25 protein-coding genes are annotated in these 25,351 nt (G+C 69.9%); 17 read left to right on the plus strand and 8 right to left on the minus strand.

Going from position 1 to position 25,351, the window contains the following annotated elements; all coding sequences use genetic code 11:
- The first annotated feature begins 3 nt into the window (after positions 1–3).
- The 3 genes from J7E89_RS15630 (at position 4) to J7E89_RS15640 (ending at position 2,748) form a co-directional block, all read left to right on the plus strand.
- Complete coding sequence (locus J7E89_RS15630) at positions 4–693, plus strand: ABC transporter permease (RefSeq protein WP_214973947.1); 690 nt, start codon at positions 4–6, stop codon at positions 691–693.
- A 38-nt stretch (positions 694–731) separates the two neighbouring features.
- Entirely contained in the window at positions 732–1,712 is a 981-nt protein-coding gene (locus J7E89_RS15635; protein ID WP_214973950.1) for an ABC transporter substrate-binding protein, read from the plus strand.
- Between the two features lie 85 nt (positions 1,713–1,797).
- Positions 1,798–2,748, plus strand: a complete 951-nt coding sequence (locus J7E89_RS15640; protein ID WP_214973953.1) for a hypothetical protein — start codon at positions 1,798–1,800, stop codon at positions 2,746–2,748.
- Between the two features lie 73 nt (positions 2,749–2,821).
- Here J7E89_RS15640 and J7E89_RS15645 read toward each other — a convergent pair whose 3' ends face one another.
- Together J7E89_RS15645 and J7E89_RS15650 are read right to left on the minus strand one after the other, a co-directional pair.
- A complete protein-coding gene (locus tag J7E89_RS15645; protein ID WP_214973956.1) occupies positions 2,822–3,508 on the minus strand; it encodes a response regulator transcription factor in 687 nt (228 codons plus the stop codon).
- Positions 3,509–3,556: 48 nt separating this feature from the next.
- The gene (locus J7E89_RS15650) at positions 3,557–4,759 is read right to left on the minus strand and encodes a sensor histidine kinase (protein ID WP_214973959.1); all 1,203 of its coding nucleotides are present in this window, start codon (positions 4,757–4,759) and stop codon (positions 3,557–3,559) included.
- 96 nt (positions 4,760–4,855) lie between these two features.
- On the opposite strand from J7E89_RS15650, the gene J7E89_RS15655 reads away from it, so the two are divergent.
- Together J7E89_RS15655 and J7E89_RS15660 are read left to right on the plus strand one after the other, a co-directional pair.
- A complete protein-coding gene (locus tag J7E89_RS15655; RefSeq protein WP_214973962.1) occupies positions 4,856–5,878 on the plus strand; it encodes an SAM-dependent methyltransferase in 1,023 nt (340 codons plus the stop codon).
- Positions 5,879–5,901: 23 nt separating this feature from the next.
- Positions 5,902–7,044, plus strand: a complete 1,143-nt coding sequence (locus J7E89_RS15660) for an NADH-quinone oxidoreductase subunit D (RefSeq protein WP_214973965.1) — start codon at positions 5,902–5,904, stop codon at positions 7,042–7,044.
- A 26-nt stretch (positions 7,045–7,070) separates the two neighbouring features.
- Here the strand turns inward: J7E89_RS15660 and J7E89_RS15665 are convergent, their stop codons facing one another.
- Complete coding sequence (locus tag J7E89_RS15665) at positions 7,071–7,802, minus strand: DUF899 family protein (RefSeq protein ID WP_214973968.1); 732 nt, start codon at positions 7,800–7,802, stop codon at positions 7,071–7,073.
- Positions 7,803–7,850: 48 nt separating this feature from the next.
- Positions 7,851–8,981, minus strand: a complete 1,131-nt coding sequence (locus J7E89_RS15670) for a DUF5937 family protein (protein ID WP_214974021.1) — start codon at positions 8,979–8,981, stop codon at positions 7,851–7,853.
- Positions 8,982–9,087: 106 nt separating this feature from the next.
- Between J7E89_RS15670 and J7E89_RS15675 the strand changes: the two genes are divergently transcribed.
- Positions 9,088–9,360, plus strand: a complete 273-nt coding sequence (locus J7E89_RS15675; RefSeq protein WP_251060596.1) for a hypothetical protein — start codon at positions 9,088–9,090, stop codon at positions 9,358–9,360.
- Between the two features lie 271 nt (positions 9,361–9,631).
- Here J7E89_RS15675 and J7E89_RS15680 read toward each other — a convergent pair whose 3' ends face one another.
- The gene (locus J7E89_RS15680; protein ID WP_214973971.1) at positions 9,632–10,774 is read right to left on the minus strand and encodes a low specificity L-threonine aldolase; all 1,143 of its coding nucleotides are present in this window, start codon (positions 10,772–10,774) and stop codon (positions 9,632–9,634) included.
- 160 nt (positions 10,775–10,934) lie between these two features.
- Here J7E89_RS15680 and J7E89_RS15685 point away from each other — a divergent pair, with 160 nt between their 5' ends.
- The 10 genes from J7E89_RS15685 to J7E89_RS15730 all read left to right on the plus strand — a co-directional run bounded on the left by J7E89_RS15685 (position 10,935) and on the right by J7E89_RS15730 (position 18,908).
- Positions 10,935–11,882: a Rossmann-like and DUF2520 domain-containing protein gene (locus J7E89_RS15685; protein ID WP_214973974.1), complete on the plus strand. Its 948-nt coding sequence runs from the start codon at positions 10,935–10,937 to the stop codon at positions 11,880–11,882.
- Positions 11,879–12,910, plus strand: coding sequence for a pantoate--beta-alanine ligase (gene panC / locus J7E89_RS15690; RefSeq protein ID WP_214973977.1), 1,032 nt, complete (start codon positions 11,879–11,881; stop codon positions 12,908–12,910). Before J7E89_RS15685 ends, panC begins: the two co-directional genes overlap by 4 nt.
- Positions 12,907–14,655 carry an L-aspartate oxidase gene (locus J7E89_RS15695; protein WP_214973980.1) on the plus strand — a complete coding sequence of 583 codons (1,749 nt, stop codon included), beginning with the start codon at positions 12,907–12,909 and terminating at the stop codon, positions 14,653–14,655. Before panC ends, J7E89_RS15695 begins: the two co-directional genes overlap by 4 nt.
- 2 nt (positions 14,656–14,657) lie before the next feature.
- Entirely contained in the window at positions 14,658–15,650 is a 993-nt protein-coding gene (gene nadC, locus J7E89_RS15700) for a carboxylating nicotinate-nucleotide diphosphorylase (protein WP_308315489.1), read from the plus strand.
- A gap of 3 nt (positions 15,651–15,653) precedes the next feature.
- Positions 15,654–16,460: a type III pantothenate kinase gene (locus J7E89_RS15705; protein WP_214973986.1), complete on the plus strand. Its 807-nt coding sequence runs from the start codon at positions 15,654–15,656 to the stop codon at positions 16,458–16,460.
- Positions 16,461–16,583: 123 nt separating this feature from the next.
- Entirely contained in the window at positions 16,584–17,150 is a 567-nt protein-coding gene (locus J7E89_RS15710) for a hypothetical protein (protein WP_214974023.1), read from the plus strand.
- A 14-nt stretch (positions 17,151–17,164) separates the two neighbouring features.
- A complete protein-coding gene (locus tag J7E89_RS15715) occupies positions 17,165–17,350 on the plus strand; it encodes a hypothetical protein (RefSeq protein WP_214973989.1) in 186 nt (61 codons plus the stop codon).
- Positions 17,351–17,459: 109 nt separating this feature from the next.
- Entirely contained in the window at positions 17,460–17,900 is a 441-nt protein-coding gene (locus J7E89_RS15720; RefSeq protein ID WP_214973992.1) for a BlaI/MecI/CopY family transcriptional regulator, read from the plus strand.
- Positions 17,901–17,909: 9 nt separating this feature from the next.
- Positions 17,910–18,428 (plus strand): amino-acid N-acetyltransferase, encoded by a 519-nt coding sequence (locus J7E89_RS15725; protein WP_214909150.1) that lies wholly within the window; start codon positions 17,910–17,912, stop codon positions 18,426–18,428.
- A gap of 144 nt (positions 18,429–18,572) precedes the next feature.
- A complete protein-coding gene (locus tag J7E89_RS15730; RefSeq protein WP_214973995.1) occupies positions 18,573–18,908 on the plus strand; it encodes an Lsr2 family protein in 336 nt (111 codons plus the stop codon).
- Here the strand turns inward: J7E89_RS15730 and J7E89_RS15735 are convergent.
- The gene (locus J7E89_RS15735; RefSeq protein WP_214973998.1) at positions 18,887–19,483 is read right to left on the minus strand and encodes an SCO3374 family protein; all 597 of its coding nucleotides are present in this window, start codon (positions 19,481–19,483) and stop codon (positions 18,887–18,889) included. The genes J7E89_RS15730 and J7E89_RS15735 overlap by 22 nt on opposite strands.
- A 450-nt stretch (positions 19,484–19,933) precedes the next feature.
- Here J7E89_RS15735 and J7E89_RS15740 point away from each other — a divergent pair, with 450 nt between their 5' ends.
- The gene (locus J7E89_RS15740; protein ID WP_214974001.1) at positions 19,934–22,462 is read left to right on the plus strand and encodes an ATP-dependent Clp protease ATP-binding subunit; all 2,529 of its coding nucleotides are present in this window, start codon (positions 19,934–19,936) and stop codon (positions 22,460–22,462) included.
- A 68-nt stretch (positions 22,463–22,530) separates the two neighbouring features.
- On the opposite strand, the gene J7E89_RS15745 is transcribed toward J7E89_RS15740, so the two are convergent.
- Both J7E89_RS15745 and dacB read right to left on the minus strand, forming a co-directional pair.
- Positions 22,531–23,637 (minus strand): YhcG family protein, encoded by a 1,107-nt coding sequence (locus J7E89_RS15745; RefSeq protein ID WP_214974004.1) that lies wholly within the window; start codon positions 23,635–23,637, stop codon positions 22,531–22,533.
- Positions 23,638–23,728: 91 nt separating this feature from the next.
- Positions 23,729–25,345 (minus strand): D-alanyl-D-alanine carboxypeptidase/D-alanyl-D-alanine-endopeptidase, encoded by a 1,617-nt coding sequence (gene dacB / locus J7E89_RS15750; RefSeq protein ID WP_308315490.1) that lies wholly within the window; start codon positions 25,343–25,345, stop codon positions 23,729–23,731.
- Positions 25,346–25,351 lie beyond the last annotated feature (6 nt).

The raw sequence follows: 25,351 nt of genomic DNA on the forward strand, positions 1-25,351 counted from the left end.
TCCATGGGAGCGATCGGGGACGCCTTCACGTGGCTGGGGACCGGCGCCAACTGGCAGGGTGAGAGCGGCGTCTGGAACCGGCTGGCCGAGCATCTCTACTTCAGCGGCGTGTGCCTGCTGCTGTCCTGTCTGATCGCGCTGCCCTTGGCGCTCTGGCTCGGACACCTGGGCCGGGGTGGCGCGCTCGCCATCAACCTCTCCAACGCGGGGCGGGCGATCCCCACCCTCGCGGTGCTGATCCTGCTGACGCTCACACCTCTGGGCAAGCAGGGCGACCTGCCGACGATCATCGCGCTGGTGCTGTTCGCCGTACCGCCGCTGCTGACCAACGCGTACATCGGTATGCGCGAGGTGGACCGGGCGGTGGTGGAGGCGGCGCGCGGGATGGGCATGTCGGGACGGCAGCTGTTCGTACGGGTCGAACTGCCCCTCGCGTACCCGCTGGTGATGACTGGGCTCAGGTCGGCGGCCGTCCAGGTGGTCGCCACTGCCACGCTGGCCGCGATGGCGGGCGAGGGCGGCCTGGGCAGGATCATCACGGCCGGCTTCAACACGTACAACACACCACAGGTGGTGGCGGGCGCCTTGCTCGTCGCCGTGCTCGCACTGCTGGTGGAGGGCGTGCTGGTGGCGGCGGACCGGCTGCTCGACCCGATGCGGCGGCGCGGCTCGGTGTCGCGGCAGACCGCCTGACGATGGCTCTTTTCTTCTTCCCTTGGATGGTGAACCTCATGAGCAGGATCTCGCGCACAGCAGGTGCGGTAGTGGCCGTGATCGCACTGGCCGGCGGGCTGGCGGCGTGCGGCGGCGAAAACCTGGAGGAGGGCGGGACCGGTGGTGCGGCCGGGACCGGGGACAACGGCAAGAAGGCGTCGCTGGTCATCGGTTCAGCCGGATTCACCGAGTCCAAGGTGCTGGCCGAGCTGTATGCGCAGCTCCTCTCGGAAGCCGGATACGGCACCTCCATCAAGACCGTGGAGAACCGCGAACTGTACGAACCCGCCCTGGAGAAGGGCGAGATCGACGTCGTACCGGAATACGCCGCTACGCTTGCCGAATTCCTCAACGCGAAGGCCAACGGCCCCAAGGCGCCGGAGAAGAATCCGGTCGCGTCCAGCGATGTGGCCGCCACCTTCGAAGCACTGGAGAAGCTCGCGGAGCCGCGCGGACTGAAGGTGCTGCCGGCGGGCGAGGCCGTCGACCAGAACGCCTTCGCGGTGAGCAAGGAATACGCCGACAAGAACAACCTCAAGACGCTTTCCAATCTTGGTAAGTCCAAGCTCAAGGTGAAGATCGCGGCCGGCGACGAATGCGAGATCCGGCCCTTCTGCGCACCGGGTCTGAAGAAGAAGTACGGGATCGATGTCACCGGCGTCGACCCCAAGGGCGTGGGCACCCCGCAGTCCAAGCAGGCCGTGAAGGACGGCGCCGATCAGCTGGTGCTGACCACGACCACCGACGCGACGCTGGAGGGCTTCGGACTCGTACTCCTGGAGGACGACAAGAAGCTCCAGAACGCCGACAACGTACTGCCGGTGGTCAATGCGAAGGACGCCGGAACGCAGGAGATAGCGGACGCTCTCGGCAAGCTCACCAAGGTGCTGACGACCGAAGACCTGGTGGAGCTGAACCGCAAGATCGACGCTGACAGGGTGAAGCCGGCCGACACCGCGAAGGAGTATCTGGAGTCGAAGGGTCTGATCAAGAAGTAGGTCGCGTAAGGAATTGGGTAACCGCCCGGGAACAGATTGCCGGGCGGGGCCCCATCCGCCGTCTACGCACGGTAAATTTCAGGCCATGCCACGTGGACGCCACCGCCATTCCCCACCCCTGCACAGGATCCTTCCGCCTTCGGCGGTCGCCGGCGCGTCAATACTCTGCGCCGCCGGTGCCTGGTTGTTCGCGGAACCGGTGGTGCTGCGCGGTCTGGTCGCGGCCGCCGCCGCCGCGGCGGTCACCGGTGCGGTCCTCATGCGCGGCTGGGACCGTGCGGCGGGCCGGCGCGTGGCCGAGTTGTCGCGGGCCCGTGCGAGCGACGAGTGGAAGACCGAGGAGCGAATAGCCGACCTGGAGTCGGACCTCGAGGAGTCGCGCGAGCTGCGCGCCAAGCTCGACGCGAAGCTGCGCACCAAGCGGGTGGAACTGGCCGCCCTGCGCGGTGAGCACGCCGCGCTCCTGCGTCGTTACGCGACCGCGGAGACCGAGCGGGCAAGCGCGCTGGAGGGCCGGCGGCTGCTGGCCATCGAGGCGGCGGCTCCGGCGAAGGCGTTGCCGGCTGCGGGAAGTTCGCCCACGCCGTCCGCGTACCTGAGGGCGTCCATGGCGCTGGACAAGCTGTCGCGCAACGCGGCGGAGCAGGAATCCCGGAAGTCGCGGGAGGAGCCGGAGGGGAAGTCCGAGGCGGCCGCCGGTAGCGACGTTGTGCCCTCCGAGGAGCACGCTCGCCCGTCGTCCGCCGTTGTGCCGCGCCCCATCGCGGCCGCCTCCGCGGTCGTGCCGTACGCAACCCAGCGCCGCCGCGCGTCGCGCACGCAGGGCGGCTTCGACTTCTTCGGCACCCAGAAGTCGGCCGCGGCGGCGATCGAAGCCGTCCAGAACGAGGACCTCGCGGACGTGGTGGGCGAGGAGGCGCTGGCCGATGCGGATCGGGTGGCGGGTGGTCGAGTGGTGGGCCAGGTCATCGACCTGACGGCCCATGACGAAACGGAACAACTCGACGTGGCGGTCCTGCGTAGCGCGATCTCGTAGCCCCGGGGGGATCGACAAATCCAGCCCGTCCGGCTTCGAGGACACGCCCGCACGGGGGCGTCTGCGGTGCGCCCTACGCCGGGTGCGGGCCGCCGCCCGCCCGTACCAGCCCCGACTCGTACGCCAGTACCACCACCTGCACGCGGTCCCGCAGGTTGAGCTTGGTCAGGATGCGGCCGACGTGCGTCTTGACCGTGGCCTCCGACAGGACCAGCCGCGCCGCGATCTCACCGTTCGACAGCCCCTGCGCCACGAGCAGCATCACCTCCCGCTCACGCTCGGTCAGCCGCGCCAGCGCGGTGTCGACGGCCTTCGTCTCCTTGCCCGTACTCGGAAGCATCGGCGAGAAGCGGTCCAGCAGCCGCCGCGTCGTCGACGGCGCGACAACCGCGTCGCCGCTGTGCACCGAGCGGATCGCGGCCAGCAGTTCGGCCGGCGGCACGTCCTTGAGCATGAAGCCGCTGGCCCCCGCCTTCAGCCCGGAGAAGGCGTACTCGTCCAGGTCGAAGGTGGTAAGGATGAGCACCTTCGGAGCGTCAGGATCCGCGCAGATGCGTCGCGTCGCCTCGACCCCGTCCAGTTTCGGCATACGTACGTCCATCAGCACGACGTCCACCGCCGTGGAGCGCAGCACCTCGATCGCCTCCGCCCCGTCGCCCGCCTCCGCGACGACGTCCATGTCCGGCTGGGCGGCCAGGACCATCCGGAAGCCGGTGCGCAGCAGCACCTGGTCGTCTACGAGCATCACGCGGATGGACATGGGGTGGGGTGCCTTTCGTCGGCGTAGCCAGGGGTGGTGGCGGGCAACTCAGTGGGCCGGTTTGAGCGGCAGCAGCGCGCTGATACGGAAGCCGCCGCCCGGCCGCGGCCCCGCGTCGAGCGTGCCGCCGACCATACCCACGCGCTCGCGCATGCCGATCAGGCCGTGTCCCTGACCGTCCGCGCCACCGTCCTCGTACAGTTCGTGCGCCGCGCCCCGCCCGTCGTCCTCGACCAGCAGCCCGAGCCCGTCGTCGAAGTACACGAGCCGGACGCTCGCACCGGCCTCGGGCCCGCCGTGCTTGCGCGTGTTGGTGAGGGCTTCCTGCACGATGCGGTACGCCGTGAGCTCCACCCCGCTCGGCAGCGGCCGCGGCGTGCCCTCGACTTTGAAGTCGACGCTCAGCCCGGCGGTCCGTACCTGCTCGACGAGGTCCTCGATCTGCTCGACGTCGGGCTGCGGCACGTACTCGCCGCCCACCGCCTGCTCACCGGTCCGCAGCACGCCCAGCAGCCGCCGCATCTCGGCCAGCGCCTGGCGGCCGGTCGTCGAGATGGTCTCCAGCGCCTGCCTCGCCTGCGCGGGCGAGGCGTCCAGGACGTACGCCGCACCGTCCGCCTGGACGACCATCACCGAGACGTTGTGCGCGACGACGTCGTGCAGTTCGCGGGCGATACGGGCCCGCTCGGCGGCGACGGCCACCTTCGACTGGGCCTCGCGCTCCTTCTCCAGGCGCGCGGCGCGCTCCTCCAACTCGGCGAAGTACGCGCGCCGGGTCCGCATCGAGTCGCCGAGGACCCATGCCAGCGCGAAGGGGAGCGCCATGACGACCGCGAAGAAGACCGAGGGGAGGACCGTGCCGTCCTTGTCGGCCGGCCAGCGCAGCTGCGCGAGCGGAGCCGCCGCGAGGCCACCTATGAGTGCGACCCGTGATATCCAGCGGGGCCCGTCGCTCGCGGCGACGGTGTAGATGATGACGAGCATGGCCCAGTCGGCCGGATTGACCTCCACGTCCAGCACGAGCTGCGCGACGCCCATCAGGACAGCCAGCAGCAGCATCTTCTGCGGCGCGCGGCGGCGCAGGGCCACCACGAGGCAGAGCATCGTGATGATCGGGACGGCCGCGATGCGTGAGTCGCTGCCCATCGACGCCTGGACGGCCCACAGCAGGGAGAACCCGAGGAGCAGCACAGCCCAGAAGCTGTCGACACTCGTCGGGTGCCTGCGGATGAAATCGTAGAGGCGTTGCACGTAACCCAGCGTAGGGAAAACGAATAGGTGCAGGGGTCAACCGGAGGGGCGATCCGGTGGGCCGGAGCCTACTCCCCAAGGTGGAGACTTGGTGCCGTGACGGATGAGTGGCAGGGGTGGCGGGAGGCGGCGGGGCAGGCGCTCTACGGCCCCGAAGGTTTCTACGTGCGCCCCGGCGGCCCCGGCCCGTCCGGCCATTTCCGTACGTCGGTGCACGCCTCCGCGCTGTTCGCGGGGGCGGTCGCGCGGCTGCTGGGGGACGTCGACGAGGCGCTCGGGCGGCCGCAGGAGCTGGCGCTGGTCGACGTGGGGGCGGGGCGGGGCGAGCTGCTGTCGGGGGTGCTGGCGCTGGCGCCGGATCCGGAGCTTTCGGCGCGCGTGAGGGCGTACGCCGTGGAGCGCGCGCCCCGCCCGGTCGATCTGGACCACCGCATCGAGTGGCTCGCCGAACCCCCGTCGGGCGTCGCCGGGCTGCTGTTCGCGAACGAGTGGCTGGACAACGTCCCGGTGGACGTGGCCGAGACGGACGCGGCGGGTGTCGCGCGGTACGTGCTCGTACGCCGACGGGACGGCGAGGAGCGCCTGGGCGACCCGGTGGCCGGGCCGGACGCACAGTGGCTCGCACGCTGGTGGCCGTTGCCGCCGGACGCCGAGCCCGGGCTGCGGGCCGAGATCGGCCGCCCGCGCGACGAGGCGTGGGCGGCGGCGGTCGCGACGCTCGACGCGGGCCTGGCCGTCGCCGTCGACTACGCCCACGAGCGGGCGGCGCGTCCGCCCTTCGGCACGCTGGCCGGCTTCCGGGCGGGCCGGGAGGTGCGCCCGGTCCCGGACGGCAGCTGCGACATCACGTCCCACGTCGCGCTGGACGCGTGCGCGCTGCCCGGCGCGGAGCTGGTGCCGCAGCGGGAGGCGCTGCGCCGCCTGGGCGTAACGGCCGACCGCCCCCCGCTGGCCCTGGCGACCACGGATCCGGCGGCGTACGTACGAGCGCTGTCGGGAGCGGGTGAGGCGGCGGAACTGACGGCCCGCGGGGGCCTGGGGGACTTCACCTGGCTGACGCAGTGGGCAGGCTCGCCCTCGGGCGCCCTGCCCGGGCCCGGGGCGGAGCCCCGGCCGTAACCCGTACAGGGGATACTGGCCGCATGACGGAGACCATGGTCGGCATCGGCGGCGCGGCGGAGAGCACCGACATGGTGCTCAACATCGGCCCGCAGCATCCCTCCACGCACGGCGTGCTCCGCCTCAGGCTCGTGCTCGACGGCGAGCGCATCCAGCACGCGGAGCCGGTCATCGGCTACATGCACCGCGGCGCGGAGAAGCTTTTCGAGGCCCGCGACTACCGCCAGATCGTGATGCTCGCGAACCGCCACGACTGGCTGTCCGCGTTCTCCAACGAGCTGGGCGTCGTCATGGCCGTCGAGCGCATGCTCGGCATGGAGGTCCCGGAGCGCGCCGTCTGGACCCGCACGCTCCTCGCCGAGCTGAACCGGGTGCTCAACCACCTCATGTTCCTCGGCTCGTACCCCCTCGAACTGGGCGGAATTACCCCGGTCTTCTACGCGTTCCGCGAGCGCGAAGAGCTCCAAGCGGTCATGGAGGAGGTCTCCGGCGGCCGCATGCACTACATGTTCAACCGGGTCGGCGGCCTCAAGGAGGACCTCCCCGCAGGCTGGCTCGGCCGGGCCCGCGAGGCCGTCGCGGACGTCCGGTCCCGGATGGACGTGTACGACGAGCTCGTCATCGGCAACGAGATCTTCCGCGGCCGTACACGCGACGTCGGCGTACTGTCGCGCGAGGCCGTCCACGCGTACGGCGTCAGCGGCCCGATCGCCCGCGCCTCCGGCGTCGACTTCGACCTGCGGCGCGACGAGCCGTACCTCGCGTACGGCGAGCTCCAGGACACCCTCAAGGTCGCCACCAGGACCGAGGGCGACTGCCTCGCGCGCTTCGAGATCCTCCTGGAACAGACGCACAACGCGCTGGACCTGGCGGACGCCTGCCTGGACCGGATGGCCGACCTCGCGCCCGGCCCGATCAACCAGCGGCTGCCCAAGGTGCTGAAGGCCCCGGAGGGTCACACGTACGCCTGGACCGAGAATCCGCTCGGCATCAACGGCTACTACCTCGTCTCGAAGGGCGAGAAGACGCCGTACCGGCTGAAGCTGCGCTCCGCGTCGTTCAACAACATCCAGGCCTTGGTGGAACTGCTCCCGGGGACGCTCGTCGCCGACATGGTGGCGATCCTCGGATCGCTCTTCTTCGTCGTGGGCGACATCGACAAGTGACCCGTTCGACTCAGTAGCTCACCAGCTCAGTAGCTCAGCTGTTCGTCCCAGTCCGTTCCGCGCCCGTCCGGCGTGAGATCGAACAGGTTCCAGAGCGGTTCGATGGTGCCGAGATGACGTGGGCCATGCGCGGGATCATCGGTGGGCGCGTAGAGCAGCTCCGAGCCCCAGAAGTGGCGGATCTCCTCGCCGTCGCGCCGGAAGACGTTCAGCATCGGCATCGAGGCCCCGTCCGCCGTCTCCGCCAGATAGTCGCGCCGGTACGTATTGCCGCCGGCGGACAGCAGGCGCAGCCGCCGCCAGCCGCGCTCCTCGGCGAAGGCGAGAAGCCGGGGCAGTGGCGCTTTCGCCACGACCGCGAAGTTGACGCGCTGGGTAACGTGCTCGACGGCGCCGTCGAGCTGATCGAGGATGGCCGTACAGGACGGGCACGGTCCTTCTTCGAGCTTCAGCTGCGCGGTACGTCCCTCCTTCGGCCCCGGCCGGTCGTCGCCGGGATGGCGCGGGAACATGAAGCCGTAGATCACCAGCGAGTCCTTGCCGGGCGCGAACAGCTCCGAGAGCCGCACATCCGCCGGAGCGCCGTCGTCCCCCGCCCCCTGGAAGACGTAATCGTGCGGAACCAGCCCGCCCGGCGGCAGCTTGCGTCTGGCGGCGGCCACCGCCTCGGTGGCGCGGCGCAGTGAGACCTCCTGCAGCAGCAGCCGATCGCGTGCGGCGCGGTACTCCGCCGATTCGCCAGGAAACGTCACATTCATGCCTCCAGCGTGTGGTCTGCGACGGTCCGCGGCCAGTCGGTACGCGTCTCAGCGCAGTACGCCCTCCAGGAAGTCGCTGCCCAGCCGGGACACCACCTGGAGGTCCAGGCCGTGCAGGACGTAGCGGCCGCGGCGCTGCGTGGTCAGCAGGCCGGCCTTCCGCAGGATCGTCAGGTGGCGGGAGACCTCGGGTGCGGTGATGCCGTGGGCTTCGGCGAGCTCGCCCGTTGTGTACGGGCTGCGGGCCAGGTTGCGGCACAGGCGCATGCGCATCGGGTGGGCCAGCGCCTCCATCCGCAGCTTCAGCAGCTCCACCGAAGCGGGGCACGGCAGTTCGGGGGCGCCGACCGGGTAGTGGATCACCGGACGCCAGCCCGGGGCGTGCAGGATCGAAAGGTGCGGCCAGCCGAAGCTGGACGGGACGAAAGTGAGCCCCGCGCCGACAGCAGGCTCCACGGCGCTGGTGCGGCCCTCGGCCAGCTTGTCGGCGTGGATACGAACCCTTGCCCCGCCCGCGCCCCGGCTCTCCTCCAGTGTCAGCGAGGGCGAGACGGCGTGCAGCGCCTCCGCCAGGCCCTTGCGGCGCAGCACCTCGCCGTTGTGCCGTGCGTCGGCGGCCAGCTGGACCCGTATGCGTCGCCAGGTGTCCGCGAAAAACGCCTGGTCGCAGTCCTCGAACAGCCGCCGCAGCCAGGCCCGTACGGACGCCGGGTCGGCCAGCAGCCGACGCGCGAAGTCCGTCTGCTTCGGCCCGCGCGCGGCGGCCAGGTCCAGGGCGCGGTCGCGCATCGCCCGGTCGACGAGGGGGGACGGGCTGACGATTCCGTACGTACTGGAGCAGGTGAACTCCAGGGCGGCCGAGACGAACCGCTCGTCGTCCAACTGGTCCAGCGCGTCCAGGTCCTCGCTGAGCGTCGCACCCGTCCTGCCGTCGCCGCCGCGTACTCCGGCGAACGGCATGAACACGTCCGAGAACGTACTCCGCCACAGGAACTCCGCCTCGCTCAACCGGTCGGCGAGGTCCGGTTTGAGCGAGGCGGCGGTCGCGGTCGCCCAGCCGTGCAGCCCCGGGTGGTGGCCGGGCTCGGACAGGGCGTGCAGGGCCATGCCGAGCTCCGCCAGCGGGGAGGTCTCGAAGGCGATGCGCTCGGGCGGCAGGCCGGTGATGTCGATGGACACGCTCATGGGCTCCATCGTGCCTGGCGCCACTGACAGCCGCGCCGTCGATTGACGGGGCTCGTCAAACGAAGCGCGTCGCGGGGGGCGGCGTACGCATGGTGAGGACATGAACGCCACTCAGCAGCACATGCTCGACGTCTATCGCGCCGCCCAGCTCGGCTCTCCCGCTCCGCCGGCGCCCGGCCTCAACGACTGGCAGGTGGTCCGGGAGGTCCGCGAACACCACCGCTTCCGGGCGGTGGCGGAGGACCGGCCGCCCCGGGCTCACCGGCTCCGGGCCGCGCTGGCGAACCTTTTCGCCTCGTCCACGCGTAGCTCCGGCCGCGGCGCCGGGCGCCCGCGCCCTGTTGCGGGAACCGGCTCCAGCGCGTGCGGCTAAGGGGTGGGCGCGGGTTTCCTGCGGGGCTGTCCCCTGCCCGCCCCTTCACGAAACCGGGGGCAAGCCCCCAGCCCCCAGACAACAGACGCCCTTCGGGCGTGGCCTCAAACACCGGAGGGGCTGGATTCGGCAGCACCATCCAGCCCCTCCGGTGATTGAGGAGCGGAGTCTGGGGCAGCGCCCCTCACGCGGCGGAGCCGCAAAATGTCACAGCGCGAAGGGGCGGGTAGGGGAAAGCCCGCCGCAGACGCCTCCGCCCGCACCGCCGGCCCTACACCGCCAGCCGGCCCGTGAAGTCCCCCACCGCCGCCACCACGTCCTCCGCCGTCCACTCCAGGCCGGGAGACGCCACCGTCACCTCAGTGACGGAAAGCCCCGGCGGCGTGTCCGAGAACCACCGGCGGAACAGCGTCACGCCCGTCTCCTCCGCCTGCCGCACCCCCGCCTCCGTCAGGACCTCCGCCGCGTACGGCAGCCACACCTGGAACTGGTGCGTGTGCGGCGGCTCCGGGTGTATCCGGAACCACGGCAGCCCGGCCGCCCGGAACCCCTCCGCCAGCGCAGCCGCCACCACCTTCGCGTGCGCGACGTACTCCGGCAGTCGCGGCAGCTCCCGCTCCAGGCCGAGCAGCGCGGAGAGCGCCACCGGGTACTGCTGGAAGACCTGGCCGCCGTACCGGTGCCGCCAGATCCGCGCCTCCGCGACCAGCAAAGCCGGACCCGCCAGCACCGCCCCCGACATCCCGTCCAGCGACTTGTAGAAGGACACGTACACGCTGTCCGCCAGCTCGGCGATTTCCGGGAGCGTACGTCCGAAGTGGGGGGCGCACTCCCACAGTCGCGCGCCGTCGAAGTGCACCACCGCATCGCGTTCCCGCGCCGCTTCGACGACCGCCGTCAGCTCCTCCCACGACGGGAGTACGAAACCGGCGTCCCGCAGCGGAAGTTCCAGCATCAGCGTGCCGAACGGCTCGTCGAAGTCCCGGACTTCGTCCGCCGTCGGAAGCCGGGGCGCGTGCGTCGGGTGCACCGTGCGCAGCCCGCTCACCACCGACAGCGCGCCGCCCTCGTGCACCTCCGGGTGGGACAGCGGATGCAGTGCCACCGTCGCATTGCCCGTACGCCCCGCCCAGCACCGCAGCGCGACCTGCTGCGCCATCGTGCCGGTCGGGAAGAACGCCGCCGCTTCCAGGCCCAGCGTCCGCGCGACACGCCGCTCCAGCTCGGCGACGACACCGTCGCCGTACACATCGGTCCATTCGTCCAGGTCGTACGCCGAACCGGCATCCGCCGCCAGCGCCTTCAGCCGTTCGCCCACCGTCGAGTCCGCGGAGGCGCGCGAGAGTATGCGCCGAGAGTTCTTCCACGCGGTCAGCCTGCGCCGACGCTGTTCCTGCTCGCTGGTCTCCGTCATCAGCCGATCATCGCGTACCGTGCGGCCTCTGCCCACAGCCTGTGGACAGCCGCGGGCACCTGTGGACAGCGAGGCAACCGCACGAAACGCTGGCGTAGCATGACGAGAAATCGTCCGGTACCCCCCGCGGACTGGAACGGAAGGCCGTCCCCGCGTGAACGTGAACGCACCAAACGCAGCACATGAGTCCCTGGACGCCAGGGACCGACCGGCCCGCCTCACCGTCGGCGTGGTCGGCGCCGGCAGAGTTGGCCCCGCCCTGGCCGCCGCGCTGCAGCTCGCGGGCCATCGCCCGGTCGCCGTCTCCGGCGTCTCGGACGCGTCCGTACGCAGGGCCGCGACGCTCCTGCCCGACGTCCCGCTCGTCACCCCCGCCGAGGTTCTGGCCCGCGCCGAGCTCGTCCTGCTGACCGTTCCCGACGACGCCCTGCCGGGCCTGGTCGAGGGACTCGCCGAGACCGGCGCCGTACGCCCCGGACAGATCGTCGTGCACACCTCCGGGCGCTACGGAACGCGCGTCCTCGCACCCGCCCTGCGCGCCGGCGCGCTGCCGCTGGCTCTGCACCCCGCCATGACGTTCACGGGAACGTCCGTCGACGTGCAGCGGCTGGCGGGCTGTTCCTTCGGCGTCACCGCGCCCGAGGAACTGCGCCTCGCAGCCGAGGCCCTTGTCATCGAGATGGGCGGCGAGCCCGAGTGGGTCGCCGAAGAGTCGCGCCCGCTGTACCACGCGGCCCTCGCGCTCGGCGCGAACCACCTGGTCACCCTGGTCGCCCAGTCCATGGAGCTGCTGCGCACGGCCGGCGTCGAGGCGCCCGACCGGATGCTCGGACCGCTCCTCGGCGCCGCCCTCGACAACGCCCTGCGCTCCGGCGACGCCGCCCTCACCGGGCCCGTCGCGCGCGGCGACGCGGGAACGGTCGCCGCGCACGTCGCGGAGCTGCGCAAGCACGCCCCGCAGGCCGTCGCCGGATACCTCGCCATGGCCCGTACGACCGCCGACCGCGCCCTCGCGCACGGACTGCTCAAGCCGGAGCTCGCCGAGGACCTTCTCGACGTACTGGCCGACGGAATCGACGGGGACAAGACCACGGGAGAGGACCGATGAGCCGCGCTTTCGAGCTGGTCCCCACGCGCGAGGACCTCCAGTACGTCCTCGAACACTCCGGCGCCCCCGGCCGCACGGCCGTCGTCATGACCATGGGCGCCCTGCACGAGGGTCACGCGACGCTGATCCGCGCCGCCCGCAAGCACGTCGGCCCCAAGGGCTTCGTCGTCGTCACCGTCTTCGTCAACCCGCTCCAGTTCGGCGCCGGCGAGGACCTCGACCGCTATCCCCGCACCCTGGACGACGACCTCGCACTCGCCGAACAGGCCGGTGCGAACGCCGTGTTCGCCCCGTCCGCCGACGAGGTCTACCCGGGCGGCGAACCGCAGGTCCGTATCGCCGCGGGGCCGATGGGCGAGCGCCTCGAAGGGGCATCCCGTCCCGGCCACTTCGACGGCATGCTGACCGTCGTCGCGAAGCTGCTGCACCTCACCCAGCCCGACGCCGCCTTCTTCGGCCAGAAGGACGCCCAGCAACTCGCCCTGATCCGCCGCATGGCGCGCGATCTGAACTTCCCCGTCGAGATCATCGGCGTACCCACGGTCCGTGAGGACGACGGCCTGGCCCTGTCCAGCCGCAACCGCTACCTCTCGCCCGCCGAGCGCCGCACCGCGCTCGCCCTCTCCCGCGCGCTGTTCGCCGCCCGCGACCGGCTGATCGCACTGGAGGCCCTGCACGAGCGTGCGGTCGCCCAGGGCGCGGTGACGACGCCCGCGCGCGTAGCCGCCCTCGCGGGAATCGGTGAGGCGCGTGCGGCGGCCGACGCGCACGCCGTCGAGCAGGCGGGCCACGCCGACCTGAGCGGCCCGGCCGCCGTCCGCGCGGCGGCGGCCGCCGTCCTGGACGAAGCCTCGCGCTTCGACCCTCCGCTCGCCCTCGACTACGTCGCGCTCGTCGACCCGTCCGACTTCACCGAGGTCCCCGACACCTACAGCGGCGACGCGATCCTCGCCGTGGCCGCCAGGGTCGGCGCCACTCGTCTGATCGACAACGTCCCGCTGACCTTCGAGCAGGGAGCTTCGGCATGACCCGCACTGGCATACGGCTGAAGGCCCCCGCCCCCGGCTGGACCGTTGACGCCGACGTCGTGGTCGTCGGCTCCGGCGTCGCGGGCCTGACCGCGGCCCTGCGCTGCACCGCCGCCGGCCTGCGTACGGTCGTCGTCACCAAGGCCCGCCTGGACGACGGTTCCACGCGCTGGGCGCAGGGCGGCATAGCCGCCGCCCTCGGCGACGGGGACACCCCCGAACAGCACCTGGACGACACGCTCGTCGCGGGCGCGGGCCTGTGCGACGAGGAGGCCGTACGGACCCTGGTCACCGAGGGCCCGGACGCCGTACGCCGGCTGATCGACACCGGCGCCCTGTTCGACACCGACCCCGAGTCGGGCATCATCCAGCTCACCCGCGAGGGCGGCCACCACCGCCGCCGAATCGCCCACGCGGGCGGCGACGCGACGGGCGCCGAAATCTCCCGGGCGCTGGTCGAAGCCGTACGGCTCGCGTCCCTTCGTACGATCGAGAACGCGCTGGTCCTGGACCTGCTGACGGACGCCGACGGACATACGGCGGGCGTCACGCTGCACGTCATGGGCGAGGGCCAGCACGACGGCGTCGGCGCCGTCCGCGCCCCCGCGGTCGTCCTCGCGACCGGCGGCATGGGGCAGGTCTTCTCGGCCACCACCAACCCCTCCGTCTCGACCGGTGACGGTGTCGCGCTCGCTCTGCGCGCGGGCGCCGAGGTCTCGGACCTCGAATTCGTCCAGTTCCACCCGACGGTGCTCTTCCTGGGCGCCGACGCGGAGGGCCAGCAGCCGCTCGTCTCCGAGGCCGTACGCGGCGAGGGCGCCCATCTTGTCGACGCGGACGGCGTCCGTTTCATGCTCGGGCAGCACGAGCTGGCGGAGCTGGCCCCGCGCGACATCGTGGCCAAGGGCATCATGCGGCGCATGCGCGAGCTGGGCACCGAGCACATGTACCTGGACGCCCGGCACTTCGGCGCCGAGATGTGGGAGTCCCGCTTCCCGACCATCCTGGCGGCCTGCCGCTCCCACGGGATCGACCCGGTCACCGAGCCGATCCCGGTCGCCCCCGCGGCCCACTACGCCTCCGGTGGCGTACGGACGGACCTGCACGGCCGTACGACCGTGCCGGGGCTCTACGCGTGCGGTGAGGTCGCCTGCACGGGCGTACACGGCGCGAACCGGCTCGCCTCGAACTCCCTCCTGGAGGGCCTGGTCTTCGCGGAACGCATCGCCGACGACATCGCGGCCACCCACCCCGCCACCCCGGGCCCGGCCGTGCAGAGTGCGGAGGCCCCCGGTCCGCTCCTCGACCCGGCCACCCGCATCGCGATCCAGCGGATCATGACGGCGGGCGCCGGAGTGCTCCGCTCGGCCACCAGCCTGGATCACGCGGCGGACGCTCTGGAAGCCCTGTACCGCAGCGCGGCGATCGCGGTCGAGGCGGAAACAGACCGCGACAGCGATACCAAGGAAGCCGAGCCCGGCGTGGACGCCTGGGAGGCCACCAACCTCCTCCTCGTCTCGCGCGTCCTGGTCGCCGCCGCCCGCGCCCGCGAGGAGACCCGCGGCTGCCACTGGCGCGAGGACCGACCCGACCGCGACGACGCCACCTGGCGCCGACACCTGGTCGTACGGCTCACCCCCGACCGCACCCTCGCCGTACACCGCACCGAATCCGCGTCATTCCCGCCCGTATGCCCCAGCGCCAGTGCCAGTCCCAGCCCCGTAAAAGCTCAGAGGGAGCAGTAACCGTGAGTACGCCCGACAACCCCCAGCTCCTGCCGACCGCGTCCGGCGGGTGCGGCGACTCCTGCGGCTGCGGCGGCGAGGAGACGTACGAACTCGACACCGCCGAGTGCGGCCTCGACCCCGACCTCGTGCAGCTCCTTGTCGCGGCGGGCCTCGACCCCATGGAGGTCGAGGACGTCGCGAACGTCGCCCTCGCCGAGGACCTCGCCCACGGCGTGGACGTGACGACCGTCGCGACGGTCCCCGAGGACGCCGTCGCGACCGGCGACTTCACGGCTCGTGAGCCCGGCGTCGTGGCGGGCCTGCGCGTCGCCGAAGCGGTCCTGTCCATCGTCTGTACGGACGAGTTCGAGGTCGAGCGGCACGTCGAGGACGGCGACCGCGTCGAGGCCGGGCAGAAGCTGATCAGCGTCACCACCCGCACCCGCGACCTGCTCATGGGCGAGCGCAGCGCGCTCAACCTGCTGTGCCGCCTGTCGGGCATCGCGACCGCCACGCGCGCGTGGGCGGACGTTCTCGAAGGTACGGGCGCCAGGGTCCGCGACACCCGCAAGACGACTCCGGGGCTGCGCGCCCTGGAGAAGTTCGCGGTCCGCTGCGGCGGCGGCGTGAACCATCGCATGTCCCTCTCGGACGCGGCGCTCGTCAAGGACAACCACGTGGTCGCGGCGGGTGGTGTGGCCGAGGCGTTCACGCTCGTACGCAAGGCGTTCCCCGAGGTCCCGATCGAGGTCGAGGTCGACACACTCGCCCAGGTGACCGAGGTTCTGGAGGCCGGCGCCGACCTGATCCTCCTGGACAACTTCACCCCGGAGCAGACCGCCGAGGCGGTCGCTCTCGTGAACGGCCGCGCGACGCTCGAATCCTCCGGCCGCCTCACCCTGGAGAACGCCCGCGCGTACGCCGACACGGGCGTCGACTACCTCGCCGTCGGGGCGCTCACGCACTCCTCCCCGATCCTCGACATCGGTCTCGACCTGCGCGAGGCGAAGTAACCCATGCTGCTCACCATCGACGTCGGCAACACGCACACCGTCCTCGGCCTGTTCGACGGGGAGGAGATCGTCGAGCACTGGCGCATCTCCACCGACGCCCGCCGCACGGCCGACGAACTCGCCGTACTCCTCCAGGGCCTCATGGGCATGCACCCGCTCCTGGGTGACGAACTGGGCGACGGCATCGAGGGCATCGCGATCTGCTCGACCGTCCCGTCCGTGCTGCACGAGCTGCGCGAGGTGACCCGCCGGTACTACGGCGACGTCCCGGCGGTGCTTGTCGAGCCGGGCATCAAGACGGGTGTACCGATCCTGATGGACAACCCGAAGGAGGTCGGCGCGGACCGCATCATCAACGCGGTCGCGGCCGTCGAGCTCTACGGCGGCCCGGCTGTCGTCGTCGACTTCGGTACGGCGACGACCTTCGACGCCGTATCGGCGCGTGGTGAGTACGCGGGCGGCGTCATCGCCCCGGGCATCGAGATCTCCGTCGAGGCGCTCGGCGTCAAGGGCGCCCAGCTCCGCAAGATCGAGCTGGCCCGCCCGCGCAGCGTGATCGGCAAGAACACGGTCGAGGCCATGCAGTCCGGCATCGTCTACGGCTTCGCGGGCCAGGTCGACGGCGTCACCCAGCGCATGGCGCGCGAGCTCGTGGGCCCCGACGGCGACCCGGACGACGTGACGGTCATCGCGACGGGCGGCCTGGCACCGATGGTGCTGGGCGAGTCCTCGGAGATCGACGAGCACGAGCCGTGGCTGACTTTGATCGGCCTGCGCCTGGTGTACGAGCGGAACATCGCCCGGATGTGACCGAGGGGCGTACGCCGCTCACCGCTGGGCATGCGCCGCGCCGTCGTAGATCAATTAAACAGATTTTGTCCGTTTGGTGCGTATTGTCACTGCATGCCCACGCCATACGGATCCCGTGGCGGCATGGCGTTCAGCGCGGACGAGCTGCGTGTGCTCCGACGCGCCCTCGCCATCGCCCTCCATCCCGCGTCACTGTCCGACGAAGACGTCCAGGACTGCCTGCGCCTCGCCGGCTCCCTGGACGAGGCGGTCCGCGAGGCGGGTCGGCTGCGCGCCTTTCTCCTTGCCGACCTCGCCCGCTATCGCGACGCCCTCCCAGCGGCCGCAGGCGGCTATCTGGGGCTGCTGCAGGACGCCCTGGCCGCCGGCTATCAGCCGGTCCCGGACGATCTCGTGGCGCTGCGCGGACTGCGCGGCACACCGGCCGGCGCGGCGCTCCTCGACCGCTGCCGGGCCATCGCGGAACAGTCCGTACGGGCCCGCCTGGCCGGCCGCAGCGCCGCCCCCCTGCCGCGCACCCGGCTGCTGGCCATCGCGGGCGGCCGTACCGCTGCCGCCGACCAACCGCCGAAACCCAAGCAGCCGACGCCCGACCGCGAGCCATCGGAGCGTCCTATGCCGAAACCTTCCGAGGTCTTCCCGCCCCGCAAACGCCCGGTGCCCCCGCGGGAACACATGGTGGCGGGGTAGCTACTCTGGTCGGCATGGACTACGTTTCCGCGCTCCTGCCCCCCGTGGTGATGGCCGCGTTCTTCATCGCCCTGGTCACGACGATCGTCAAGACGCAGGGTGGTACCAACAAAGCCAAGGAAGACGCGGCCGTGGATGCCACGATCGCCCGCGCCGAGTCCGCCCGGCAGGCGGGAACGCCCAAGACCGGCGATGCCTGACCTGACCCACCCCGCACCTCACGAGGGCGCACGGCTCATTTCGAGCCGTGCGCCCTTTTTGCTGTGCGAATAACCTGCCATTACCGAAATCTCCCACTATGGTGGCGCTGTGCCTCGCCAATTGGGAGAGCTGGAAGACGCCGTCATGACGCGCGTGTGGCAGTGGAACCGACCGGTGACCGTCAGGGAAGTCCTCGAGGACCTTCAGAAGGAACGGTCCATCGCCTACACCACGGTCATGACCGTAATGGACAATCTCCATCAGAAGGGCTGGGTCCGCAGGGAAGTCGAGGGCCGCGCCTATCGATATACGGCTGTCTCCACCCGGGCCGCCTACTCGGCCGCACTGATGAACGAAGCATGGTCGACCAGTGACAACCCCGCGGCGGCTCTTGTCGCCTTCTTCGGCATGATGTCGGCGGAGCAGCGCGAAGCTCTTGAGGACGCGATGCGCGTCGTTCAGCGCACCGATCCCGTGGCCGATACAGCGCCCGCTCCCCCCGCCGCTCCCGCAGAGGGCGCCGAGAGCCCCGAGGGCCCGGGGCGATAGCGTCGGCGTATGCCGTCAGAGCAAAAAGCCATCACCGTCCGGCGGGCGAGGACCAGTGATGTGCCATCCGTACGCAGTCTCGTCGACACGTACGCGCAGAAGCGGATCCTGCTCGACAAAGCGAACGTGACGCTTTACGAGGACATCCAGGAGTTCTGGGTCGCGGAACGCGACGAGGATGCCGCCGTGGTCGGCTGCGGTGCGCTGCATGTGATGTGGGAAGACCTCGCCGAAGTGCGAACTCTCGCCGTGGATCCGTCCTTCAAGGGCGCCGGAGTGGGACATCAAGTACTGGACAAGCTGCTCCAGACCGCACGCTGGCTCGGTGTACGCAAGGTTTTCTGCCTCACCTTCGAAGTCGAGTTCTTCATGAAGCACGGCTTCGTGGAGATCGGAGAGGCGCCGGTCGACGGAGATGTCTACAGCGAGCTGCTGCGTTCCTATGACGAGGGCGTAGCGGAGTTCCTGGGTCTCGAACGAGTGAAGCCGAACACCTTGGGCAACAGTCGGATGCTTCTGCACCTGTGATCGTCAGAAGCCGCCAGAGCCCTATGTCCGAAACGCGCACGTTTCCCGTCTTCTTGAGGTACTGAACCTCCACCGGGGGTTTGTGTTTTCCAGGGAAAAGCGGTTTCCTTTCCGCGTACTGCATTTTCGATGAAAGGAAATCCGGTGGCACAGAAGGTTCAGGTCCTTCTTGTCGATGACCTCGACGGTGGCGAGGCGGACGAGACTGTGACGTTCGCTCTGGATGGCAAGACCTACGAGATCGACCTCACCACCGCGAACGCGGACAAGCTCCGTAGCTTGCTCGACCCGTACGCCAAGAGCGGGCGGCGCACCGGTGGCCGTGCGGCTTCCGGGCGCGGCAAGGCGCGCGCAGCGGCGGGCGGCAACCAGAACACCGCCGAGATCCGTAAGTGGGCCAAGGCGAACGGTTACAACGTGAATGACCGCGGCCGTGTCCCGGCCGACATCCGTGAGGCCTACGAGAAGGCCAACGGCTGAGCATTCGCGTAAGCGGAATTCGCACGCAACAAGCGGGCCCGGTGGCATTCCGTCGCCGCCGTGCTCACGAGTCGTACGAGACCGGGTGTTTCCCCACGGCACCCGAGTCCGGCGAAGGCCGGCAGGGTCGGTTCCACCTCGTGCCGCGGCTCGGGGGGCCGCAGCCAAATGGCGGCCCCCTGCGAGTGGGCCCATCCGGGCGGTGAGGGCGCGGTCATCCGCCCGCCGGTGCCCAGTGCGCGCAGGTCGAGGGCCACGCCGCCCCACTCCAGCCAGTCGAGCAGCCCGGGGAGCTCCTCGGCGCTCCCCGCGGCCACCAGCAGCAGCATCCGCTGTCCCATGCGCGCCACGGGACCCGTGAGCCCCGCGTGACGCCGCAGTACAGCGAAACCCGCGTCCGCAGGCAGCTCCAGTACGTCGAAGCGCAGACCGGTCAGCAGCTGCACAGGCAGCCCCTCGCCGCTCGCCGCGGTGGCCCAGCCGAGCTCGTGTTCGTACCACTGCGCGATGCCGTCTTCGGGCGGCGAAGGCACCGGTGTGCTCGGCATGCGCGGGAACGGGACCATGGACGTCATGTCCGGACCAACTCCTGAAAAGCTCCGGAGTTACGCTCCGTCCGCGCCCGACTGCGCTGCGTTGATGTTGTGGGGGCGTACGGGGGCATTCGGCGGCGCAAGGATGTTCGCCCGTAGCTGAGGGAACTGGGGCGCGCCGCATGGAGTGTCAGTGCTTACGGGTAAGACATTCCTAGTGGGAAGGGTCGACACGCCTAACGAACCGTCTCACGTTCGCCATCGGCGTAGTGGATGGACGGGTATCTGTTTGGCCTGCGGGAACATCGTCTCCCACCATCAGGTTGGAGCAGGTGTCGGCTGTTCGGCAGCTCGATTCCCCGCGGAGGCGGGGGTGATCCGGACGGATGTCGGCAGTTGGAATGAGCTGTCCCGTCCTGCGGGACTAGCATGCGGAAGGACTGGGAGGGGACCGACCCCTCACTGACCGACCGCTCTGAGGAGCGATTAACGATGTTCGAGAGGTTCACCGACCGCGCGCGGCGGGTTGTCGTCCTGGCTCAGGAAGAAGCCCGGATGCTCAACCACAACTACATCGGCACCGAGCACATCCTCCTGGGCCTTATCCACGAGGGTGAGGGTGTCGCCGCTAAGGCCCTGGAGAGCCTCGGGATTTCGCTCGAGGCGGTCCGCCAGCAGGTGGAGGAGATCATCGGTCAGGGCCAGCAGGCCCCGTCCGGTCACATCCCCTTCACCCCCCGTGCCAAGAAGGTCCTGGAGCTGTCGCTCCGCGAGGCCCTCCAGCTCGGCCACAACTACATCGGTACAGAGCACATCCTGCTCGGCCTGATCCGCGAGGGTGAGGGCGTCGCCGCCCAGGTCCTCGTGAAGCTGGGCGCCGATCTGAACCGGGTACGGCAGCAGGTCATCCAACTGCTCTCCGGTTACCAGGGCAAGGAGACCGCCGCTGCCGGCGGCCCGGCCGAGGGCACGCCCTCGACCTCACTCGTCCTGGACCAGTTCGGCCGCAACCTGACGCAGGCTGCCCGCGAATCCAAGCTCGACCCGGTCATCGGGCGCGAGAAGGAGATCGAGCGGGTCATGCAGGTGCTGTCCCGTCGTACCAAGAACAACCCGGTCCTCATCGGCGAGCCCGGCGTCGGAAAGACGGCGGTCGTCGAGGGCCTGGCGCAGGCCATCGTCAAGGGCGAGGTGCCCGAGACCCTCAAGGACAAGCACCTCTACACCCTCGACCTCGGCGCGCTCGTCGCCGGTTCCCGCTACCGCGGTGACTTCGAGGAGCGCCTGAAGAAGGTCCTGAAGGAGATTCGCACCCGCGGCGACATCATCCTGTTCATCGACGAGCTCCACACCCTGGTGGGTGCGGGCGCCGCCGAGGGCGCGATCGATGCGGCTTCGATCCTGAAGCCGATGCTTGCGCGTGGTGAGCTCCAGACCATCGGTGCGACGACGCTCGACGAGTACCGCAAGCACCTTGAGAAGGACGCGGCTCTCGAGCGCCGCTTCCAGCCGATCCAGGTGGCGGAGCCTTCCCTCCCCCACACGATCGAAATCCTCAAGGGCCTGCGCGACCGTTACGAGGCGCACCACCGTGTGTCCATCACGGACTCGGCGCTGGTCGCGGCGGCCACCCTGGCCGACCGCTACATCTCGGACCGCTTCCTGCCGGACAAGGCGATCGACCTGATCGACGAGGCCGGCTCCAGGATGCGCATCCGCCGGATGACCGCACCGCCGGACCTCCGTGAGTTCGACGAGAAGATCGCGGGCGTCCGTCGCGACAAGGAGTCGGCGATCGACTCCCAGGACTTCGAGAAGGCAGCCTCTCTCCGCGACAAGGAGAAGCAGCTCCTCGCGGCCAAGGCCAAGCGCGAGAAGGAGTGGAAGGCCGGCGACATGGACGTCGTCGCCGAGGTGGACGAGGAACTGATCGCGGAGGTCCTGGCCACGGCCACGGGCATCCCGGTCTTCAAGCTCACCGAGGAAGAGTCTTCCCGCCTGCTGCGCATGGAGGACGAGCTCCACAAGCGCGTCATCGGCCAGAAGGACGCCATCAAGGCCCTCTCGCAGGCGATCCGCCGTACGCGAGCCGGCCTGAAGGACCCGAAGCGCCCCGGTGGCTCGTTCATCTTCGCCGGCCCGTCCGGTGTCGGTAAGACCGAGCTTTCCAAGACGCTCGCCGAATTCCTCTTCGGCGACGAGGACGCACTGATCTCCCTCGACATGTCGGAGTTCAGTGAGAAGCACACGGTTTCCCGTCTCTTCGGTTCTCCCCCCGGTTACGTGGGATACGAAGAGGGCGGACAGCTCACCGAGAAGGTGCGCCGCAAGCCGTTCTCCGTCGTTCTCTTCGACGAGGTCGAGAAGGCCCACCCCGATATCTTCAATTCCCTGCTCCAGATTCTGGAAGACGGTCGCCTGACCGACTCCCAGGGCCGGGTCGTGGACTTCAAGAACACGGTCATCATCATGACGACCAACCTCGGGACCCGGGACATCTCCAAGGGCTTCAACCTGGGCTTCGCGGCTCAGGGCGACGTCAAGACCGGTTACGAGCGGATGAAGAACAAGGTCAACGAAGAGCTGAAGCAGCACTTCCGCCCCGAGTTCCTCAACCGTGTCGACGACACGGTCGTCTTCCACCAGCTCACCGAGGAAGACATCATCCAGATCGTCGACCTCATGCTGGCCAAGGTGGACGAGCGCCTGAAGGACCGCGACATGGGCATCGAGCTGAGCTCGGAAGCCAAGTCGCTGCTCGCGAAGAAGGGCTACGACCCGGTCATGGGCGCCCGGCCGCTGCGCCGGACGATCCAGCGGGAGATCGAGGACATCCTGTCCGAGAAGATCCTCTTCGGCGAGCTGCGTCCCGGCCACATCGTGGTGGTGGACGTCGAGGGTGAAGGCGACGCGAAGAAGTTCACCTTCCGAGGCGAGGAGAAGTCGGCGCTGCCCGACGTCCCCCCGATCGAGCAGGCAACGGGCGGCAGCAGCGGCCCGAACATGTCGAAGGACGCGTAACAGCGCCCTGACGACCTGAGCGCCTGAAGGGGTGGCCCCGGAACCATTCGGTTTCCGGGGCCACCCCTTTACGCATGTCCGTTGCCGTTGCCGTTGCCGTTGCCGCTGTTGTTGTTGTCGCTGCTGCTGTCGATGGCGTCCTGGACAACGCGGGCGAGGTCTTCCTCGGTGGGCAGCAGGGCCTTGGCTGCGGGCGGGAGCATGGAGTACGTGCTGACGGTGAGCGGGCGGTTGCTGGTTTCCAGGGCGGCCTGCATGACTGCCTTGTTGCGCTCGGCCACGACGAGGAAGCCGAGGGTTTCGTCGTCGCGTTTGGGGTCGCGGACCATCTTGTCCACGACGTTGGTGTAGAAGCTGAGCTTGCCGATGTGCTCGGGGAGAGCTGCCGTGGTCTTGAGTTCGATCACCACGTAGCGGTGCAGCTTGAGGTGGTAGAAGAGCAGATCGATCCGGAACTCGTCGCCACCGATGAAGACGGAATACTGCCGGCCGACGAAGGCGAAGCCGTAACCGAGTTCGGTGAGGAACCGGATGATGTCGGCGACGATCGCGTCCTCGAGTTCGCGTTCGGTGTGGCGGGAGTCGAGGCCGAGGAAGTCGAGCCGGTACGGGTCCTTGGCGATCTCCTGGAGCACGGCGGCTCCGTCGGGGATGGTGGCGGAGAAGTTGTTGTCGGCGGCCCCCTGAGTGAGGTGCAGCTGCTGGGCGATGGACTGCTCCAGCCGGTCGCGCGACCAGCCTTTCTGGACGGCGTTGGAGGCGTAGAAGTCTTGTTCGGAGCTGGTCTTGAGGCGGGTTACGAGGGTGACGATGTGGCCCCACGGCAATTGGGCAACGGGCTGTTGCACAATTGGCTCCGGCCAGGACCGGGCCATCTGGTGCATGTACATGAGATTGCGCCGGGAGAAGCCCCGCTGGTTCGGGAACGTCGTCCTCAGGTCCGCCGAGAGACGGTCGACGACCTTGGCGCCCCAGCCCTCCTCCTTCTGGCGGGCCAGGATGTGGTGTCCGATCTCCCAGTGCATCTGGATGAGTTCAGTGTTGATCACCCGCCGAGCGCGGGTGCGTGCCCGGGAGACGGACTCCTTGACCTCGCCCAGCAGGTCGCCGTACCAGGGCGGCAGGGTTCCGGGCTGGGCGGGGACCAGGGCTTTGCTGTCGGAGCTCTTGCGCATGGTGCAGACGCTCGCGCATCCATGCCGTTTACGTACGTGGGTTTTCTGTAGCTCCGCCGAACGAGTGAGTGAGTCGGTCGGGTGCGCTTTCTCAGCAGAGCGACGGCTTGCGCCAGGAGCATTCGAGGGTGGAGTCGGTGGCCTCGGTGGTGGGTGTGGCGGCGCGTTGGGTGGTTGGGCGTACGAGGGTGCTGGTGGTCTTGGTTGAGGAGGCGAGGGTGGTCACGATCGCGTCCTCGATGCTTTTGACCGACGAGGCCAGGTAGTTATTGAGGACGATGCTGTAGACCAGCTCGCGGCCGCCCGCGTCCGTGACGTATCCGGAGAGGGCGGAGGCGCCGGTCAGGGTGCCGGTCTTGGCTCGGGCGTTCATGGCGGCGGGGGTCTTGCACATGCGGGAGCGGAGGGTGCCGCCGGTCGCGCGGTCCGGGGCGCAGGCGACGGGGAGGGACGCGTACCAGTCGGCGTACCAGGGCGCGGTGCGTACGGCGAGGAGGAGCTTGGCGAACTCGGCGGCCGGGATGTTGTTCATCCGGGAGAGGCCGGAGCCGTCGACCTGGCGGAGGGTGGCCGTGTTCACGCCCTCCTTCTTGAGGTACGTGGCGATGCCGGCGAGGCCGGCGCTCCAGGTGCCTTTGCCTGTCGTCTCGTAGCCGATGGTCTTGGTGAGGGCCTCGGCGTGCATGTTGTTGGAGAGCTTCATGAAGGGACGGATCAGCTCTTTGAGCGGCATGGAGGTGTGGGTGGCGAGGGGTTTGGCGTCCATGGGGGTGGGGCGGCTGAGGTGGGTGCGGCCTGTGATGCGTACGCCGTGGGCAGTCAGGGCGTCGGCGAAGACAGCGGCGGCGTAGCCGGTCGGTTCCCAGACGGTGACCCACTCCTTGGCGGCGTTCGCGCCGAGGGGGATGTTGCCGGTGATGCTGATGGTGTTCGAGCCGTGCCGGCGTTCGATGGTGAGGGTGTTCGGTTGGCCCGCGGGGACGGTCGTGGCGCCGCGCATGTCGAGATCGACGTAGTCGGTGCGGGGGGTGAGGGTGAGCTCGGGAGCGGAGCCCGGTTCGGCGCCTGGGGCGGCCTCGACGATGACCGTGCCGGAGTCGTAGTCGGTGTCCGGGGCGACGGTTAGTGCCGAGATCTGAGCGGAGTAGTACGACGATTCGTCGTCGGCGGCCCAGGAGCGGCCGAGGCGCTGCGTGTCGAAGCGGGTGTCGTCGGCGATGAGGCGGCCAGTGATCCGCTTGATGCCGGAGTCGGCGACTCGGGCGGCGAGGTCGTCGTAGTCCGCGGCGAGGGTGGTGGGGTCGCCGGTGCCGCGCAGGTAGAGGTCACCGCGGAGTACGGAGCCGTTGCGGCTTCCGGTGGTGAGGGCGTCCGTTCGGTAGCGGTAGTCGGGGCCGAGCAGGGCCATGGCTGCGACGGAGGTGGGCAGCTTGGTGTTGGAGGCGGGCATCAGGCGGTCGGCGCCGTCGCGCTGGTACAGCGTTTCGCCGGTGGTTGCGTCGGCGACTACGACGCTCGCGGCGCCGCCGTCGAGGCGGGAGTCGGTGAGGATCGTGTCGATGGCCCCCTTGATGCCGGTGTCGGAGGGGCCGGCGACGGTTGGGGTTGTTGAGCTCCAGGTGAGTGTGAAGGCAAGGGCGAGGGCGAGGGCGACGGTGATGATGGAGGTGGAGGTGGAGGTGGAGGTGGTGGGGCGAGTGAGGGGGATGCGGGG

Source organism: Streptomyces sp. ISL-100 (genome assembly GCF_018614615.1).
GTDB lineage: Bacteria > Actinomycetota > Actinomycetes > Streptomycetales > Streptomycetaceae > Streptomyces.